At 63.2% G+C, this 16,337-nt stretch carries 18 protein-coding genes; 12 read left to right on the top strand and 6 right to left on the bottom strand.

Annotated elements, in window-relative coordinates:
- The 5 genes from Q8K05_RS11150 to Q8K05_RS11130 all read left to right on the top strand — a co-directional run.
- Positions 1-647: AEC family transporter (locus Q8K05_RS11150; RefSeq protein WP_305246682.1), on the top strand; the 647-nt coding region annotated here is incomplete at its 5' end.
- 263 nt (positions 648-910) lie between these two features.
- Positions 911-1,195 carry a type II toxin-antitoxin system Phd/YefM family antitoxin gene (locus Q8K05_RS11145; protein WP_305246681.1) on the top strand — a complete coding sequence of 95 codons (285 nt, stop codon included), beginning with the start codon at positions 911-913 and terminating at the stop codon, positions 1,193-1,195.
- A complete protein-coding gene (locus tag Q8K05_RS11140; RefSeq protein ID WP_305246680.1) occupies positions 1,192-1,614 on the top strand; it encodes a PIN domain-containing protein in 423 nt (140 codons plus the stop codon). The genes Q8K05_RS11145 and Q8K05_RS11140 overlap by 4 nt, the downstream gene beginning before the upstream one ends.
- A 376-nt stretch (positions 1,615-1,990) precedes the next feature.
- A complete protein-coding gene (locus Q8K05_RS11135; protein ID WP_305246679.1) occupies positions 1,991-2,395 on the top strand; it encodes a hypothetical protein in 405 nt (134 codons plus the stop codon).
- Between the two features lie 59 nt (positions 2,396-2,454).
- Positions 2,455-3,018: a hypothetical protein gene (locus Q8K05_RS11130; protein WP_305246678.1), complete on the top strand. Its 564-nt coding sequence runs from the start codon at positions 2,455-2,457 to the stop codon at positions 3,016-3,018.
- Between the two features lie 198 nt (positions 3,019-3,216).
- On the opposite strand, the gene priA is transcribed toward Q8K05_RS11130, so the two are convergent.
- From priA to hemE, 3 genes are read right to left on the bottom strand one after another with little or no spacing between them, the layout of a single operon-like run.
- Entirely contained in the window at positions 3,217-5,430 is a 2,214-nt protein-coding gene (gene priA, locus Q8K05_RS11125; RefSeq protein WP_305246677.1) for a primosomal protein N', read from the bottom strand.
- Positions 5,431-5,438: 8 nt separating this feature from the next.
- Complete coding sequence (locus Q8K05_RS11120) at positions 5,439-5,792, bottom strand: hypothetical protein (RefSeq protein WP_305246676.1); 354 nt, start codon at positions 5,790-5,792, stop codon at positions 5,439-5,441.
- Between the two features lie 13 nt (positions 5,793-5,805).
- Positions 5,806-6,915, bottom strand: a complete 1,110-nt coding sequence (hemE, locus tag Q8K05_RS11115) for a uroporphyrinogen decarboxylase (RefSeq protein ID WP_305246675.1) — start codon at positions 6,913-6,915, stop codon at positions 5,806-5,808.
- Between the two features lie 116 nt (positions 6,916-7,031).
- Between hemE and Q8K05_RS11110 the strand changes: the two genes are divergently transcribed.
- Positions 7,032-7,466, top strand: a complete 435-nt coding sequence (locus tag Q8K05_RS11110) for an aminoacyl-tRNA synthetase (RefSeq protein ID WP_305246674.1) — start codon at positions 7,032-7,034, stop codon at positions 7,464-7,466.
- Here Q8K05_RS11110 and Q8K05_RS11105 read toward each other — a convergent pair.
- The 3 genes from Q8K05_RS11105 to Q8K05_RS11095 form a co-directional block, all read right to left on the bottom strand.
- Positions 7,402-7,854: a CoA-binding protein gene (locus Q8K05_RS11105; RefSeq protein WP_305246673.1), complete on the bottom strand. Its 453-nt coding sequence runs from the start codon at positions 7,852-7,854 to the stop codon at positions 7,402-7,404. The genes Q8K05_RS11110 and Q8K05_RS11105 overlap by 65 nt on opposite strands.
- Before the next feature lie 23 nt (positions 7,855-7,877).
- Positions 7,878-10,040 carry a protein-disulfide reductase DsbD gene (locus Q8K05_RS11100; RefSeq protein WP_305246672.1) on the bottom strand — a complete coding sequence of 721 codons (2,163 nt, stop codon included), beginning with the start codon at positions 10,038-10,040 and terminating at the stop codon, positions 7,878-7,880.
- A gap of 100 nt (positions 10,041-10,140) precedes the next feature.
- Positions 10,141-10,470 (bottom strand): DUF167 family protein, encoded by a 330-nt coding sequence (locus Q8K05_RS11095; RefSeq protein ID WP_305246671.1) that lies wholly within the window; start codon positions 10,468-10,470, stop codon positions 10,141-10,143.
- Positions 10,471-10,521: 51 nt separating this feature from the next.
- Between Q8K05_RS11095 and Q8K05_RS11090 the strand changes: the two genes are divergently transcribed.
- From Q8K05_RS11090 to Q8K05_RS11065, 6 genes are all read left to right on the top strand, one after another.
- A complete protein-coding gene (locus Q8K05_RS11090; RefSeq protein ID WP_305246670.1) occupies positions 10,522-12,156 on the top strand; it encodes a B12-binding domain-containing radical SAM protein in 1,635 nt (544 codons plus the stop codon).
- Positions 12,157-12,458: 302 nt separating this feature from the next.
- Positions 12,459-12,629 carry a hypothetical protein gene (locus Q8K05_RS11085; RefSeq protein ID WP_305246669.1) on the top strand — a complete coding sequence of 57 codons (171 nt, stop codon included), beginning with the start codon at positions 12,459-12,461 and terminating at the stop codon, positions 12,627-12,629.
- Positions 12,626-13,093 (top strand): chemotaxis protein CheW, encoded by a 468-nt coding sequence (locus Q8K05_RS11080; protein ID WP_305246683.1) that lies wholly within the window; start codon positions 12,626-12,628, stop codon positions 13,091-13,093. Before Q8K05_RS11085 ends, Q8K05_RS11080 begins: the two co-directional genes overlap by 4 nt.
- 3 nt (positions 13,094-13,096) lie before the next feature.
- Entirely contained in the window at positions 13,097-14,569 is a 1,473-nt protein-coding gene (locus Q8K05_RS11075; RefSeq protein ID WP_305246668.1) for a protein-glutamate O-methyltransferase CheR, read from the top strand.
- A 56-nt stretch (positions 14,570-14,625) separates the two neighbouring features.
- Complete coding sequence (locus Q8K05_RS11070; protein ID WP_305246667.1) at positions 14,626-15,264, top strand: chemotaxis protein CheW; 639 nt, start codon at positions 14,626-14,628, stop codon at positions 15,262-15,264.
- 53 nt (positions 15,265-15,317) lie between these two features.
- A partial coding sequence (locus Q8K05_RS11065) for a methyl-accepting chemotaxis protein (RefSeq protein ID WP_305246666.1) occupies positions 15,318-16,337 on the top strand: 1,020 nt, incomplete at its 3' end.

Below are 16,337 nucleotides of genomic sequence, written 5' to 3'. Positions count from 1 at the left end.
TTCCAAACACCGGCTTCATGGGCGTGCCGCTGCTGGTCGCCCTGCTGGGTGCCCAGGCGGCCGGCCCGGCCATCGTGACCATCATGGTCGACATGGTGATCACCTCGTCGCTCTGCATTGCGCTGTCGCGGCTCGATGGCGCCGACGAGCACGGCGCAGCCCGGGCGGCGCGCATGGCGCTCAAGGGCGTGGTGATCAACCCGCTGCCCTGGTCGATTGCGCTGGGCACGCTGGCGTCAGGGGTGGGCTTTGCGCTGCCAACGCCCCTGATGGCCACGGTCGGCCTGCTCGCTGATGCGGCGTCGCCGGTGGCGCTGTTTACCATTGGCGCGGTGCTGGCGCGCTCGCAAATGAATAGCGACTCGCGCACGCCCATGGCCGACTATGTGCCTGTTGTGCTTATAAAGCTGGTGCTTCACCCGGTGCTGGTGGGCGGCGTGGGCCTGGCCGCCATCGCGCTCGGCCTGCCGCTGGACCGCTTCACGCTGACCGTGGTGGTGCTGCTGGCCGCGCTGCCCAGCGCCAGCAATGTGGCCTTGCTGGCCGAGCGCTTTGAGGCGGACAACGGGCGCATCGCCCGGATTATTTTGCTGTCGACGGTGCTGGCGTTTTTCAGCTTTCCGGGGGTGGTGGCGCTGCTGACTTGAGGGTTGAGCGACCATGCGGTGCTCAAGTTGAAGCCACACGCAGATGGCCCAGATTTCCTTGCGCTTGAAGGGCGCTTTTGCCCGACCAATTTTCCTTTGTTCCACGGTTCGCGTGGGCGCGGGGACTGATTACATGTCATGTTCCATGATGAATCTCCTTGTCAATAAAGGGAGTTCAACTATGCGCCTGATTCACCAGAATAGTGAAAAGTGTGTACACTAAGATTCACCAATGTGCAATGACGCACAAGGAGGTCAAAATTATGGAAACGACTAAAGTAGGCATCAAAGAGTTCCGCGCAGGTATGGCGGAGTACATTGCGTCCAGCACGCCTGTGGCCGTTACGCGTCACGGTCAAACTGTCGGCTACTTCATCCCTACGCAAGGGAGCGCTGACGCTGACATCGCAGCACTGAAGAAGGCGAGCAAGACCCTGGATCAGTTGCTTGCGGCACAGGGCGTTGATGTCGAAGAAGTGGTCGCTGAATTCAAAGCTGTCCGCAAACGGCTAAGCCCCCGCAAAAAGCCCAAGGCCACCGCGGCATGAGTAACAAGGCCATCGTCCTGGATGCCAACATCCTGATTCGTGCGGTGTTGGGCAAGCGGGTGCGAGAACTCCTTCTTGCAAATGCGGCAACAGTCAAATTTTTCGCGCCTGACGTAGCGTACGCCGATGCCCGGAAGTACCTGCCAGCGTTGCTGGAGAAGCGCGGCGTCAAAAGCGCAGCCGCCATAGCGGTTCTCGATACCCTTGAATCAATTGTTCGTCCCCTCGAACTTGATCACTATGCGGGCCTGCAACAACAAGCTCTCCAGCGAATTGCCATGCGCGATGCCGATGACTGGCCGGTTCTTGCGTGTGCCATGACGATAGGTTGCCCGGTATGGACAGAGGATGCCGATTTTTTTGGTACGGGCGTGGCGACGTGGACAACCGACCGTGTGGCGTTGTATTTGGTGGGGTGATTCAGACCACCCGCACACCTGCCGTTCATCACGGACTGCAGCGTGCCCAAAGCGGTCATCGATGATTGAGATTCGAACGACGGGACTGCAGCGTAAGGAGTCATTCGGGCGCATTTCCTACGGGGCTATAGTGGCGACCACATGAAGTGTCGGGGAAGTGAACTCGGCACTACCCAATTTGGACAGGATAGACGATAAGGTTTTGGGGGTAAGCAAATGACTTCGATTTTCTTGGTATTTGGGGGCAAAGCGAGTCTGCACGCGCCTCGCCGGCTGATGGACTATTCGTATTCGGGGATGGAATTCGAATTTATCCAGTCTGATATCCTGGGCGCCCAGGATATCCGCCGATCTACATCACGTTAAACAGCATCCTATGGTGACCCAAGATCAACTTGATGAAGTGGAAAAGCAGGTACGTGCGAGTCTTCGCCGCACCGGCGTCAATTTCATATTTGTGTGGTTGCTTGCAATCGGTATCGTTTGGACAGCGGGCTACTATCGGCAGCAGTGGTTGCTGGTGGCAGCTTCTGTTCTTTTGGTTTTGCTGTTCCTTGTCGTATGCCTGCCGAATATCGGGCGAACCGTCGCACTGAACAAGATGTACGGGGGCATGCTTGCTCCAATACGCAAGCACGTCGTCTTAGCTGACATTGGCTCAGTTGTTGTTCTCTACTCAATTGCGGCGCTCTGGTGGCAGCTACCGCTTGCAACGCTCGCGACGGTTCTCGCATTCCTAATTGCGTTTGTCAACAGTCGCGCCGGGGGAGAAGATGTTTAACTGGTCGGCCAAGCGGCGACCGCCTGCGGCGTCACCTTGCCTTCAACGTTAGCCTTCAGATGGCCTGGCGGATGCTCAACTTCTCGGACCTGCAACAGCAGCCTGTGCAAGGGCAGCTACTCGCTTTCGCCGGGGCGTATCTCGACTCCGCGGAAGTGCTTTGCGACAGCCTATGTTCCGACGTGCAGCACGCGAACTATGCGCACGGGGCGGTGGTCATGTCTCTCGCTTTTCATTCGCTTGAGCTCTTCTTGAAGGGCTGCATATTGAAGGCGTGCCCCGGAGAGCAGTTCGGCGGAAAGTCCGGCCACGACTTGGATGCTCTCTCCAAACGCTATTTCAAGCTGTACCCGAAGAAGGAGTTCCAGTTTGAAGTGCCGTTCCGGTGCGAGATTCCCGAAATAGTTGGAGGAATGGCCGCTGACGAACTTGCCGAGCTACTTGCCTACATTGAGGAACGCAACAAGAAGGTCCCTGAGGACCAGCGTCATCGCTATCCCGCAGGCGTTGACGGCAAGACTTGGGACGGCGCGTTCGGCTTTGAGCCAAACTTATTCTTGGTTACCCTCCGGGAGTTGCAGCATGTGTATGCACGCATCCGGGCTCTGCTCGATGCAGGCTAACAGGTCAGTCAACACGGACGCCCAAGTGCGTCCGGCCGCTGCTCGGCCCCTATTCTTGGGCGCCGGTTACCTCCAACGTTGAACGACTGCTATCTGGAAATCTGAAAGTCCGGAGTCAGTCTTTTGGAGTCGCCGGCGGTTCACGCTTGAGCGACCGCTGATGGCCGATAACCCGCCCATAAAAATATTCCCGCTCCCTCAAATCGCAATCGGGTCCACATCAATCGCCCAGCGCACCAGGCTTTTGAACTCCGCCTGCCGGCGCGTTTCAAACAGCAGCGGCTGCCAGGCCGCCAAAAAGCCCTGCAGCGCCACGCGGGACGGGCTTTCGACCAGCATCTGGGCGCGCTCGATATTCGCCACGCGCTGGATCGTCATGGGCACAGCCGGGTAGGGCGTGACATGGGCGTGGCCGGTGAGCTGCTGCGCCTGGGCGGCCAGGGCGGCGGCGTTCAGAAAGCCCTGGGCCACTTCCTGGGTCTTGGCTTCGGCCCTGATCAGCGCTGAAAAGCCGAACGGCGACAGCCCGGCGGCCTGGCGCTCGGCCAGTTGCTGGTCGGCAAAGGCCGGGTAGTCGTGGCGCTTCAGGGCCTCAAACAGCGGAAGCGCCGGGTGAAAGGTCTGCACCCACATATCGCTGGCGGCGCTGTGCCGGGCGTCGCGGCCGGCCCGGCCGCCCGCCTGCATCAAGAGGCTGAACAGCCGCTCGGGCGCGCGGAAGTCGCTTGAAAACAGCGCGCCGTCGGGGTTGATGGCGGCCACCAGCGTGATGTGCCGGAAGTCGTGGCCCTTGGCAATCATCTGCGTGCCAACCAGCACATCGACCTCGCCGGCATGCACGCTGGCCAGTTGCGACTCCAGCGCGCCCTTGAGCCGGGTGGTGTCGGCGTCGATGCGGGTGATGCGCACGGCTGCGCCATCGGGCCGCTGCACGCCGGCTAGCAGTTCGGCCAGGTGTTCTTCGAGCCGCTCGGTGCCTCGCCCTACCGGGGCGATGTCGATGTTGCCGCAACTGGGGCAGGCGCGCGGCACGCGCTCGGTGAAGCCGCAGTGGTGGCAGCGCAGCGTGCGGTCGATCTTGTGAAAAACGCGAAAGGCGCTGCAGTGCGGGCATTCGCTTTTCCAGCCGCAGTCGTGGCAGGCCAGCACCGGCGCGTAGCCGCGTCGGTTCAGAAAGATCAGCGACTGTTCGCCGCGCGCCACGCGCAGGGCAATGGCCGCCAGCAGCGGCGGCGCAATCACGCACTGCTTGGGCTGGTGGTTCATGTCAACGCGCCTTACCGTCGGCAGGCCGCCGGCGCCCGGCACGGTACTGCCGATGCGGTCGCCCATGTTCAGGCGCTGGTAGCGGCCGGTGATCGTGGCCTGCCAGCTTTCCAGCGAGGGCGTGGCCGACCCGAGCAGCACGCGGCAGATTTTGACCCCCACGCTTGTCGCTTCGCGTACTTCGCTGCCCCCCGAGGGGGCTAATTTCCCTAGGGGCGGCCCGTCGGGAAATTCCGCTTTTTGAGGGGTATCGCCTGCCGTGGTTTCGAGTCTGGCGCGGTACACCGCCAGGTCGCGCGCCGAATAGCGTGCGCCTTCTTGCTGCTTGTAGCTGGGGTCGTGTTCCTCGTCGACCACCAGCAGCCGCAGGTTGGGCAGCGACGCCAGCACGGCCATGCGCGTGCCCAGCACCAGCCGCGCCTGGCCGGCATGCGCGGCCAGCCAGCTTTTAAGCCGCTGCGCGGGCGTGAGCCCGCTGTGCAGCGCCACCACGCGCTCTTTGCCCAGGTGGGCAAAGCGGGCTTCAAAACGGGCCTGCAGCTGCGGCGTGAGGTTGATCTCGGGCACCATCACCAGCACTTGCGCGCTCGGGTCCTGCGCCAGCACCTTGGCCGCCGCGCGCAGGTAGACCTCGGTTTTGCCGCTGCCGGTGGCGCCAAACAGCAGTGCGGGCCGCTTGGCCCCCATGGTTTCGGCATCAAATTCGGCCAAAGCGCAATCCTGCTGAGCGCTTAGTGCTATTAAATCAGTAGTGTCTGGCGGGCTGCTGGTGTCGACCACGGGGCGCTTCAGACGCCGCGCCAGCTGCAGGGCGCTGAGTTCGCGCAGCTGGGGCGGCAGGGCGGCCAGCGCCACTTCGCCCAGCGAGCGCTGGTAGTAGCCGGCGGTAAACGTCACCAGCTTGCGCCAGGTGGCTGACAGCGGCGCCAGCCCGTCGAGCACGCCGGCGATGTCGCGGGTCTTGGTCTCGGGCAGTTCGCCGCTGTCGGGCAGCACTTCCCACACCACGCCCAGCACCTCCCGCTTGCCCAGCGGCACGCGCACCAAGGTGCCGGGGCTGAGTGGAGACTCACTCCGGTAGGTCAGGGGCCCGGCAATGGCGCTGTGGGCAGGGGTGGCCACCACTACCTGGAGCCAGTACCTCATTTCGTGTATCAAAGTGTATGCATTTCTTCACAAGTACATACAAACAATGCGCTAAGTCCTTGATTTTTCACCGCTTTGAAGATGTCCCGGTTTTCTGTGGATAACTTTGTTGATAGATTGCCCTGAGACGCCGCAAAGCCTTGTAAATCAAGGCTTTCATTAAACTGCCCGGAAAAATGGCAATTTAAAGATCCTATATAAATCAATGACTTACGTGCGCTATGGGTTTGATAGCGCAGTGCGGGCAGGGTCCCCGGGCGGATGGCCCCGCAGCGCGTGTTTTGTGCATAAGTCCGGCGGCGGGCGGCTGGTTTTGTGCTAGTCACGCTTGAAATAGCCCCAAAAACCAGCCGTTGAAACATGTTTCGAGCGACCTCAGCCCCGGGCTGCGCGCAACTTGCGAGAGTGAGCGTGCACTGCGTGAACCAGTACCTCGACGCTTTCGGGCGGCGTGAACTGGCTGATGCCGTGGCCCAGATTGAAGATATGGGTCGGTCCGGTCTGGGTCAGGTCGGTGTGCGGCGCGCCAAAGCTGTCCAGCACGCTGGCGACCTCGGCTTCAATCTGCGCCGGGTTGGCAAACAGCACATTGGGGTCGAGGTTGCCCTGCAGCGCCTTGGCGTTCGGGCCGTTTTCGCCGACGAGCGCCCGCGCTTTCGCCAGGTTCACGGTCCAGTCCAGGCCCAGCACCTCGCAGTCGAGCTGCTTCATGCTTTCCAGCCACTGGCCGCCGCCCTTGGTAAACACCAGGCGCGGAATGATGACGCCGTTGTGTTCGCGCTTGAGTTGGCTCAGCACGCGTGCCGTGTAGGCCAGGCTGAAGGTGTGAAAGGCCGCATCGGCCAGCACGCCGCCCCAGCTGTCAAAAATCATCACGGCCTGGGCGCCGGCTTCAATTTGGGCGTTCAGGTAGAGTGCCACGGCGTCGGCGTTGACGGCCAGCATCTTGTGCATCAGGTCGGGGCGCTGGTACAGCATGTTCTTGACCAGACGGTAGTCGTCCGAGCCCGCGCCTTCCACCATGTAGCAGGCCAGGGTCCAGGGGCTGCCCGAAAAGCCGATCAGCGGCACCCGGCCGTTGAGCGCCTTGCGGATCGAGGTGACGGCGTCAAACACATAACGCAGCTTGTTCATGTCGGGCACTTCGAGCCTGGCCACGGCGGCTTCGTCGCGCACCGGCGTGGCAAATTTCGGGCCTTCGCCCAGCGCAAACGACAGGCTCAGGCCCATCGCGTCGGGCACGGTCAGGATGTCGCTGAACAAAATGGCGGCATCGAGCGGATAGCGCTCCAGCGGCTGCAGCGTGACTTCCGTCGCGTAGTCGGTGTTGGTGGCCAGCCCCATGAAGCTGCCGGCCTGGGCGCGCGTGGCGCGGTATTCCGGCAAATAGCGGCCGGCCTGGCGCATCAGCCAGACGGGGGTGTGGTCGGTCGCCTGACGCAGGCAGGCACGCAGAAAAGTGTCGTTTTGAAGTGGTGCAAACATGGGTAGATTGTCTCAGACGTGAGGGGGTGGCCCTTTGCAAGACCCCACTAGCCACCGTTTCGCTTCAGCACTACCATGGCGCTGTGAGCTTTTGATGGACTCAAAAAGGGCACCCCATGCGCATGTCTGACCAGGAATATTTTCGCAGCTGCATCGCCAAAGAGCGGCATCTGGCCCATTTGCTCGGTCACCAGCAGATCGAGGAATGCTATGAAAGCGCCGGAACGCTGTGGGACAAGGCCCAGGCCCTGCCGCAGTGGACGCGCGACTGGCGGGCCTGCGGGCCGCTCATGACCGAGTACGGCATCACGGTGACCTACGGCCATGATTCAGGGCCGACGGGCGGCCCGTTCGCCCGGATCGGCGACACGCTGGTTCATTTTGCAGACCATCCGACGCGGGACCGCGCGGTGATGTACGGCATTGTCAAGGCGCTGATTTTTCAGCTGGAGCATGGCGCGCTGGCCGGGGCCAAAGGGAATGCCGTCAGGCCGATGGCGCAGGCGCCTGCAGCAGGCCGCTTGACAGCAGCACCCGGTGATCGATCTTGATGCAGCGGTCCTGCACCACCAGCAGGCCTGCGGCTTCAGCCCTGGCTGTGGCTGCGGGGTGCGTTACGTCCAGCTGCATCCAGACCGCCCTGGCGCCTATGGCCATGGCGTCATCGACGATGGGGGGAATGTCTTCGCTGTTGCGAAAGCAGTTCACCAGATCGATTTTTTCGTGTTGCGCGGCCTCCGCCAGCGTGGCGTAGGCTTTTTCGCCCAGCACTTCGCTCGCGTTCGGGTTCACCGGGATGATGCGGTAGCCCATGGCCTGCATGTAGCGCGCCACCTCAAAACTGGCGCGGTGCGGCTTGGGCGACAGGCCCACCACCGCAATGGTGCGGCAATGGGTGAGGATATAAGGGATGCGCTCAGCGGAGGGCAGGGGATTCATGGGCGGCTCACATCCTGAAAGTATTACAGCTTGGCCAATTCGGCCCGCATATCATCGACCGACAAAATTTCTGACAGCACCACGGGGGGGCGGCCCGCTTTGTAAATCGCATATACCGGGACGCCGCTGCGGCCCAGTTGCGCCAGCGCGGCCGTGACGGCCGGGTCGCGGCGGGTCCAGTCGGCGCGCAGAAGGGCAACATTTTTGGCCTCCATATCGGCCAGCACCGACGCATTGGCCAGCGTGGTTTTCTTGTTGTACTGGCAGGTCACGCACCAGGCGGCGGTGAAGTCGACAAACACGCTCTGGCCTTGCGCGGTGAGCTGCTCGACCCGCCCCGGTTCCCAGTCCTGCCACTTTCCGGGTGCGGCGGCAGATGATACGCTCACCGGGCTGGCGATCTCTTTGGTGATGTTGGGGCCAATGGCCCACAACCCCAGGGCAAGAAGCACGATTGAAAAAGTAGCCAGCAGGGTGCGGGTCCGGGGGCTGGCATGGCGCAAGCCCAGCGCCCAGATTGCCAGCGCCATCAGCACCAGCAGGGCGAGCAGCGCGCCCGCGCCGTCGATGCCGCTTTGCTGGCCCAGCACCCAGACCAGCCAGACGACAGTGGCGAAAATCGGAAACGCCATCAGCTGCTTGAAGGTCACCATCCAGGCGCCGGGACGCGGCAAGGCGCGCGCCACGGCGGGCACGGCACTGGCCGCCAGGTAGGGCAGCGCCATGCCGACACCAATCGCCCCAAACACCGCCAGCGCCTGCACGGCGGGCAGCCCGACGGCAAACCCCAGCGCCGCCCCCATGAAGGGCGCGGTGCAGGGCGAGGCAATCGCGGTCGCCAGCACCCCTGTCAGAAAAGAATTGGCGCCCGGGTTTTTGGCCTGCAGGTTGGCAACGCGGCCGGGCAGAAAGTTGCCAAATTCGAACAGGCCCGCCAGGTTCAGGCCGATCCGCGTGAACAGCGCGGCCAGCCCCGCCACAACCACTGGGCTTTGCAGCTGAAAGCCCCAGCCCAGCTGCTCGCCCGCCGCCCGCAACGCCAGCAGCAAGCCGCCCAGCGCCAGAAACGACAGCACCACGCCCGCGCTGTAAAGCAGGCCGTGGCTGATCCGGGTCGACTGGTTTTTGACATGTACAAAGCCCACCACCTTGATGGCCAGCACCGGAAACACGCAGGGCATCAGGTTCAAAATCATGCCGCCCAGCAGCGCGCCCAACAAGGCGGCCAGCAGGCCCACGGAAGGTGCGCTGCCGGGCAGGGCGGCGGCCAACGCATTGGCCCGCAGCGCCGCTTCCAGCGCGGGCGAGACCACGGCGGGGGGCGCCACGGCGGGCCAGGGACCGGTAACGGGCGCTTCGATGCGGTAGGCCGCGCCATTGAAGGCCACCACCAGCGGCATCTGCGCAGGGCTTTCGGTGCGCTGGTCTGAGAGCGGGAGCTGCGCCGTCCACAGCGCGCCCTGCCAGGCTTGCTGCCACGGGCCGGCGGGTGCTATCACACCGTTGGTTTCGGGGTACAGGGCCAGCGTTTTGCCCTGCAGGGTGGCGGGCAGGCCTGCCAGCGCTACCTTGAGGGCGTTGCCGCTGACTTCGAGCTGGCTGCTGCCCGTGGGCAGGGGCTTGGGGCTGGCCTCAAAGGTGGCCTGAAACGCCTGGCCGTGGGCCGCGCTGGAACTGCGCGCCGGCAGACTCAGCGTGAACTCGCCTTCCTGCGGAATGCATTCCAGGCGGCAGACCAGCCAGGTGGCCCTGAGCGTGACATCGAGCTGCGGCGCATTAAAGCCGGGCGCCACCGTGAGCGGCACCGGCAGCAGCACCGTGCCTTCGTAGCCATAGTTGGCCAGGGAGCCAATCGCAATTTTTTTGGGCGTGGGCCAAGCCACGTCGCCCGCTGTGATGCCGGCCGGCAATTGCCACGCCAGCTCTGTTGGCAGGCCGGAGTCACCGGAATTTTTCCAGTAGGTGTGCCAGTCGGGTTGATGCGTCAGCTGCAGCCCCAGCCAGACCGGCTTGCCCGCCTCGACGCCCTCGGGCGCCCAGGCCAGCAGTTCAGCGCGCACCTGCTCGGTGCTGACCACCGCGCCGCCAGAGCTCAGCTTGATAAGACTGTTTTGGGCGTTGGCGCCCGTGGAAAGAGCATAAACAGCTATAAAAAATATAGCAGATACCAGGCGTTGAAATTTCATGATGAAGGTGTGAGTGGTGGCTCCGCCTTTAGTTCCAGTGGCGCCATCGGGCGCCGCAGCCGATGAAAAGGATGAAAAGGATGAAAAAGTCATAACCGCCTCAGTCCTCATCGGGCAACAGGGAGGGCTGTGCAAACACGGCGGGTAGCTTCTTGGGCGCCCGGATGCGCAGCTGCTTGTTCACGTTTTCGCGACCAAACACTACTTCAATGTCGGCCACCGCCACGCCAAACAGCGGCGCCAGGAAGCGCACCATGTGGTCGGTCGCCTTGCCCGCCACCGGCGCCGCCGTCACGCTGATCTTGAGCTGCGTGCCCTTGGGCTTGCCGATGGCGTCCTTGCTGGCACTGGGCTTGCCCAGGATGTTGACCACCAGCACCTCGCCCTCCCAGGCAAAAAAGGAGTCGCCGGTCGAGTTTCTACGCTTCATGGGGTGCACCGTGGCCAGGCGGAGTTTTTGTCATGCTTTGATAATACGGGCATGAATCGCCTTGCGCCCCCGCCCACTTCCCCGCCGACGCCTGCCGAGCCATCTGGCCCGGCAGGCATCGTGATCGCCACCCTCAACGCCAAGTACATTCACGCCTCGCTGGGCTTGCGTTATCTGCTGGCCAACATGGATGCGCATGGTGGCGCTGGCTTGCGTGCGCAGACGCAGCTGCGCGAATTCGTGATCCAGCAGCGGCCGGTGCAGATTGTTGAAGACTTGCTGGCGCTCAATCCCACCGTCATCGGCCTGGGCATCTACATCTGGAACGTGGTCGAAACCACGCAGGTCGTGCGGCTGCTCAAAACCTTGCGGCCCGACATCAGGATCGTGCTGGGCGGGCCGGAGGTCAGCTTTGAAACCGGCGAGCAGGAGATATGCCGCCTGGCCGACCATGTGATCACCGGCTGGGGCGATGTGAGCTTTCCCAAGCTGTGCCGCGCGCTGATTGATGGCCCCCAGCCGCTGATGAAAATCATCGCGGGCGAACAGCCGCCGCTTGAGGCGCTGGCCTTGCCCTACAACGAGTACACGGGCGAAGACCTGGCCAAGCGCCTGCTGTATGTCGAGGCCTCGCGCGGCTGCCCGTTCAAGTGCGAGTTTTGCCTGAGCTCGCTCGACAAGACCGCCTGGGCGTTCGAGCTGGACCGCTTCATGGCCGGGATGGACGCGCTCTACCAGCGCGGCGCGCGCAACTTCAAGTTTGTCGATCGCACCTTCAACCTGAAGGTGGATTTTTCAGTGCGCATTCTGCAATTTTTCCTCGACCGCATGGCGCCTGACTTGTTCGTGCATTTTGAAGTCGTACCCGACAGCCTGCCGGACCGGCTCAAGGCGCTGATCGCGCAGTTCCCCGCCGGCTCGCTGCAGTTTGAAGTCGGCATCCAGAGCTTTAACCCCGAGGTGCAGCAGCGCATTTCGCGCAAGCAGGACAATGTCAAAACCGCCGAAAACCTGCGCTGGCTGGTGAACGAAAGCCAGGCCCATGTGCACGCCGACCTGATTTTTGGCCTGCCCGGCGAGACGCTGGAAAGTTTTGCCGATGGCTTTGACCGCCTGCATGAACTCGCGCCGCACGAGATCCAGTTCGGCATTTTGAAGCGCCTGCGCGGCACGCCGATTACCCGGCATACGGCAGGCTTTGCGATGGTCTACGACCCGCAGACGCCGTACACGATTTTGCAGACCGGGGCGATTGACTTTGCCACCATGCAGCGCATCCAGCGCTTTGCGCGCTACTGGGAGATGGTCGCCAACTCGGGGCGTTTTGCGCTGGGGCTGAAGCTGCTGTTGGCACCAGGTTCCGCCTTTAACCATTTCCTGGGTTTCAGCGACTGGCTCTGGCAGACCACCGGCAAGACACATGAATTTGCGCTGGAAAAACTGGTGGATTTGCTGTTTGACCATCTCACCGTCGTTCGCGGGCTGGTTGAAGGTGATGTGCGTGTCGCCTTGCTGGCGGACTACCGGGCCAGTGGGGCGCGGGGGCGGCCGCAGTGTCTGGCTGATCTGTTGAGTGCTGAGCGGATTGCCTTGCCTGCCGTGTCTGGAAAGCTGCGGGCTGAGCGGCAAAGCCGGCATGTGAATCAGCACAGGGGCGAAATTCAAAAGGCGGCTGCAGCGGCTTGAGGGGTTCCGGGTAGGCGCGCAGTCCGGTCGACCGCCTGATCCACCTATCCCATAAATCGGTCGATACCTATCGCAGTCGCCTGATGTCGACGCTGGGCGTCACGGACCTGCCCTCGCTGATCAAATTCGCTCTCGAGCACGGCCTGACGACGCCGAAGTAGCGGGCGCGGCCGAAGCGGGCCGGGCCGAAGAGCGGCACATGGCCATGCTTTCCCTATAGACGGCGATGCTGCCTACTGTTAAAGTTTCTCTCGATCCGTACGAATTGCCGCGGCGACGCCTGGTTTGCAAAAATAAGGTCGATGACGAACAAAACCGAAAGCCGGGGCCAGAAGACCGTGCTGATTGTCGAAGATCAAGCGCTGATGCGCCAAACCTTGCGTGATTTCCTGCAGGGGGCTTTCCTGAGCTGCAATTTTCGGGAAGCGGCCATCGGCATGGCGCCGGCGGCGGATACGGGAGCTTCTTGGTGAAAAAGGCGGCTTCCCTGATTCGATGGGTCCTCTTGAAGGTTGACGGGCAGACCTACGCACTGCCGTTGGCCGCGGTGGATCGCGTCCTGCGCATGGCCGAAGTCACGCCGCTGCCGGGGGCCCCTGATGTCGTCGAAGGCGTCGTCAACATGCAGGGCGAGGTGCTCACTGTCGTGAGCATCCGCAGGCGCCTCGGTCTTGCCCATCGCGGCATCGCGGTATCCGACAGCCTGGTGCTGGCGCGTGCGCGCACCAGGCGACTCGCCATCATCGCGGAGTCGGTATTGGGCGTGGTGGAGCGCCCGGCGGACGCGGTCGCGAGCACCGGCGGCATCGCCCGTGGCAGCCAGCACATCGAGGGCGTGCTCAAGACGAGCGATGGCCTGGTTCTGATTTACGACCTGGACCGGTTCTTTTCTCCAGAGGAAGAGAAGTCCCTGGATCTGGCGCTGGAAAGGGGCTGATGCATGCTCATCGAACTGCCGATCGCCTTGCCCGATGCGCTGCTGTCGCGCCTGAGCGATTTCCTTGCATCCCAGGTGGGGCTCCACTTCCCGAGAGAGCGCTGGCGCGACCTGGAGCGCGGCATCGCCGCCGCATCCCGCGAGTCGGGATATGCGCAAGCCGAGGCCTACATCCATTGGCTGCTTGCCGCGCCCCTGACGCGAACTCAAATTGAAGGGCTGGCGAGCCATCTGACGGTGGGAGAGACCTATTTCTTCCGCGAGAAAAGAGGCCTGGACATTCTCGAGCAGCAGATCTTGCCGCAACTGCTTCGCGCGCGCGCCCAAACCGAAAAGCATCTTCGCATCTGGAGCGCGGGCTGCTGCAGCGGCGAGGAGCCCTATTCGATCGCCATGCTGCTGGACCGGTTGATCCCTGATATCGCGCAATGGAACGTGACCATCCTGGCGACGGACATCAACCCGCAGTTCCTGCGCAAGGCGGCGCAGGGCGTGTATGGCGAATGGTCCTTCCGCGGCACACCCGGCTGGCTCAGGGAGCGGTATTTCACAAGACGAGCGGACGGACGCTTCGAGATCCAGCCGCGGATACGGCGGAGGGTGACGTTTTCCTATCTCAACCTCGCCGAAGATGCTTACCCATCGCTCGTGAACAACACCAACGCGATGGATGTGATCTTCTGCCGCAACGTGCTGATGTATTTCGCCCCGGAACGGGCGAGAAACGTCGTCGACAAGCTGCAGCGTTCGCTGATCGATGGGGGGTGGCTGATCACCAGCCCCGCAGAGACTTCGACCGTTCTGTTTTCCGCATTCACCGCCGTCGAGTTTCCAGGCGCATTCCTGTATCGCAAGATGGCGGCTGGCGGGCCGCGGACCGTCGCCGTCAGTCATCCAGTCCCGTGGTACGACGGGGAAGCCGCTGCGCCACACGCATCGGCGCCAGCTGCGGCTTTCAGCGTGGACCGGTCGGCGGTCGCGTCGGAAGTCCTGCACGAAGCCGGCGGCCTGCGGGCGACGCAAGCCGAAGACGCGGACGCGCGCGAGCACGATGCGCGCGAAACGCCACTGCGCAACGCCCGCGCTTGCGCCGATGAAGGCAGGCTCGCCGAAGCGGCCGAGTGGTGCGAACAGGCGATCGCCGCCGACAAGCTGAACCCGGCGCACTATTATCTGCACGCCGCCATCTGCCAGGAGCGAGGGCAAAGCGAGACCGCCGAACGCTCGCTCGGACGTGCGCTTTACCTGGCGCCGGATTTTGCGCTGGCGCATTTCGCCCTGGGTAACCTGTGTCTGTCCGGGGGGCGCCAGCGGGAAGCGCGACGGCATTTCGACAATGCGCTGAGCCTGCTGCGGGCGTGCCCGGCCGATGTCCTGCTGCCGGAGTCGGACGGGCTGAGCGCCAGCCGGCTGGTCGAAATCATCACCTCCGTGCAGGCGAGCCTGCCGCGCGCGCATAAGGAACTGGCGGCATGAGCCCGCCGGGCCGTCCCAAGGGCGAATACCGGAGTGCCCGGCACGAAGGTACGCCAATGAGCGCAAGCCAGCACGCGTCAGGCAAGACCAAGCTGGCAGCCATCGACTGGGCCGAAGTGCGCGCGCGCCTGGACGCCGCGCAAGCCGCCGGCGAGCAGGCCTGGACGCCCGGGGCCGATGAGGCCCGACGCATCCTGCGCGAGAGGGCGCTTGCGCTCGCCGCGGAGCCCGACACGACGCAAACCCTGGCTCAAAGCATCGAGGTGGTGGAATTCCTGCTCGCCCATGAGCGCTACGCCGTCGAATCTTCTTCTGTGCGTGAGGTTTATCCCCTGGAAAACCTCACGCCCCTGCCGTGCACGCCGGCCTTCGTGCTCGGCATCGTCAACCTGCGCGGCGAGATCATTTCGGTCATCGACGTGCGCAAGTTCTTCGACCTCGCGCAAACCGGTTTGCCCGACCTGAACAAGGTCATCGTCCTCGAGTCCGCAGACATGGTGTTTGGCATCCTCGCGGACGCCATTATCGGCGTGCGCCGCATTGCGCTGGCCGATATCCAGCCCTCGCTGCCCACGCTCACCGGCATCCGGGAAAAATACCTGAAGGGAATTACCCCGGAGCGCACGGTGGTTCTCGATGCCGGGAAGCTGCTCGCCGACGAGGACATCGTGGTGCAGGAACAGATGGGCGCTTAGCAGGCCGGGAATGGCGGGCAGAAAAGCAGACAAGCAGACAAGGAGAAGCAGACATGAAATGGTTTCTGGATCTTACGACCCGCAACAAGCTGTTTGTCTGCTTCGGGCTGATCTTTGCGCTGATGGCCTGGGTGATCGCAACCGCCTACACGGGCATCAGCACCATCCGCGAGTCGCAGGAGCGCCTGTACCAGGAAGACTTCGCCAACCTGAGCGATTTGCAGACCCTGCGCGTGCACCAAAACCAGATCCGGGCGCTGATGCTCGAAGCGCAGCTCTTGAGCAAGCGCGCGGAACAGGAGCCGCTGCTGGCGCAAGCCGCGGAACGCTCGCAACTGATTGACCGTCTCCTCCTCGGCCTGCTGGCGCGGGCGAAGAACGACCCCAGCCAGCTATCGCGGCTGGAGGAGTTGAAATCCGTCTGGCAGGCATTCGCCCAAACGAAGGACACCGAGATCATTCCCCTGATCCTCGCCGGCAAGATCGTGGAATCGCGGGAGCTCCTGGTCGGCGTGCAGCAGGGGCGGCAGGAGAAAATTCGCGCCATTGCCCAGGAACTCGGCAACACCGCTGAAGAAAGCGCGCGCCGCGCAGTGGCTCACGCCGGGCAGCAGGCCAATCAGTCGTTCCGCATTTTCCTGTTGGTCGGGATCGCGGCCATGGTCATCGGCGTGATGCTGGCGCTGTTGCTGGAGCGGGTGATCGCGGGACCGTTGCGCGCGTTGTCGCGCGCCGCCGAACGGGTTGCCGCGAGCGATCTCACCGTCGAGGTACCCAGGAACAATCGCGCCGACGAGGTTGGCCTATTGTTGCGCGCGTTCGGTGCCATGGTCGAGAGCCTGCGGCGCACAACCCGGGAACTGAACGAAGGCGTCGGCGTACTCGCCTCCTCGTCCAGCGAGATACTCGCGACCACGACGCAGGTGGCTTCCGGTGCGGCGGAGACGGCCAGCGCGGTGAGCGAGACGACGGCGACGGTGGAGGAGGTCAAGCAGGCCGCCGGGGTCTCGAGCCAGAAGGCGAAGCACGTGTCGGAGAGCGCGCAGAAGGTGGCGCAGGTGTCGCAGGCCGGG

It is taken from the genome of Polaromonas sp. (assembly GCF_030682935.1).
Lineage (GTDB): Bacteria > Pseudomonadota > Gammaproteobacteria > Burkholderiales > Burkholderiaceae_C > Polaromonas.
The sequence above is the reverse complement of the archived record's forward strand: the minus strand, read 5'-3'. Positions and strand labels throughout refer to the sequence as shown.

Bases quoted from the DNA above. Each gene is read 5' to 3' on its own strand.
- Q8K05_RS11145 (WP_305246681.1), top strand. From the start codon at position 911: ATGGAAACGACTAAAGTAGGCATCAAAGAGTTCCGCGCAGGTATGGCG.
- Q8K05_RS11140 (WP_305246680.1), top strand. From the start codon at position 1,192: ATGAGTAACAAGGCCATCGTCCTGGATGCCAACATCCTGATTCGTGCG.
- Q8K05_RS11135 (WP_305246679.1), top strand. From the start codon at position 1,991: ATGGTGACCCAAGATCAACTTGATGAAGTGGAAAAGCAGGTACGTGCG.
- Q8K05_RS11130 (WP_305246678.1), top strand. From the start codon at position 2,455: ATGGCCTGGCGGATGCTCAACTTCTCGGACCTGCAACAGCAGCCTGTG.
- priA (WP_305246677.1), bottom strand. From the start codon at position 5,430: ATGAGGTACTGGCTCCAGGTAGTGGTGGCCACCCCTGCCCACAGCGCC.
- Q8K05_RS11120 (WP_305246676.1), bottom strand. From the start codon at position 5,792: ATGTTTCAACGGCTGGTTTTTGGGGCTATTTCAAGCGTGACTAGCACA.
- hemE (WP_305246675.1), bottom strand. From the start codon at position 6,915: ATGTTTGCACCACTTCAAAACGACACTTTTCTGCGTGCCTGCCTGCGT.
- Q8K05_RS11110 (WP_305246674.1), top strand. From the start codon at position 7,032: ATGCGCATGTCTGACCAGGAATATTTTCGCAGCTGCATCGCCAAAGAG.
- Q8K05_RS11105 (WP_305246673.1), bottom strand. From the start codon at position 7,854: ATGAATCCCCTGCCCTCCGCTGAGCGCATCCCTTATATCCTCACCCAT.
- Q8K05_RS11100 (WP_305246672.1), bottom strand. From the start codon at position 10,040: ATGAAATTTCAACGCCTGGTATCTGCTATATTTTTTATAGCTGTTTAT.
- Q8K05_RS11095 (WP_305246671.1), bottom strand. From the start codon at position 10,470: ATGAAGCGTAGAAACTCGACCGGCGACTCCTTTTTTGCCTGGGAGGGC.
- Q8K05_RS11090 (WP_305246670.1), top strand. From the start codon at position 10,522: ATGAATCGCCTTGCGCCCCCGCCCACTTCCCCGCCGACGCCTGCCGAG.
- Q8K05_RS11085 (WP_305246669.1), top strand. From the start codon at position 12,459: ATGACGAACAAAACCGAAAGCCGGGGCCAGAAGACCGTGCTGATTGTC.
- Q8K05_RS11075 (WP_305246668.1), top strand. From the start codon at position 13,097: ATGCTCATCGAACTGCCGATCGCCTTGCCCGATGCGCTGCTGTCGCGC.
- Q8K05_RS11070 (WP_305246667.1), top strand. From the start codon at position 14,626: ATGAGCGCAAGCCAGCACGCGTCAGGCAAGACCAAGCTGGCAGCCATC.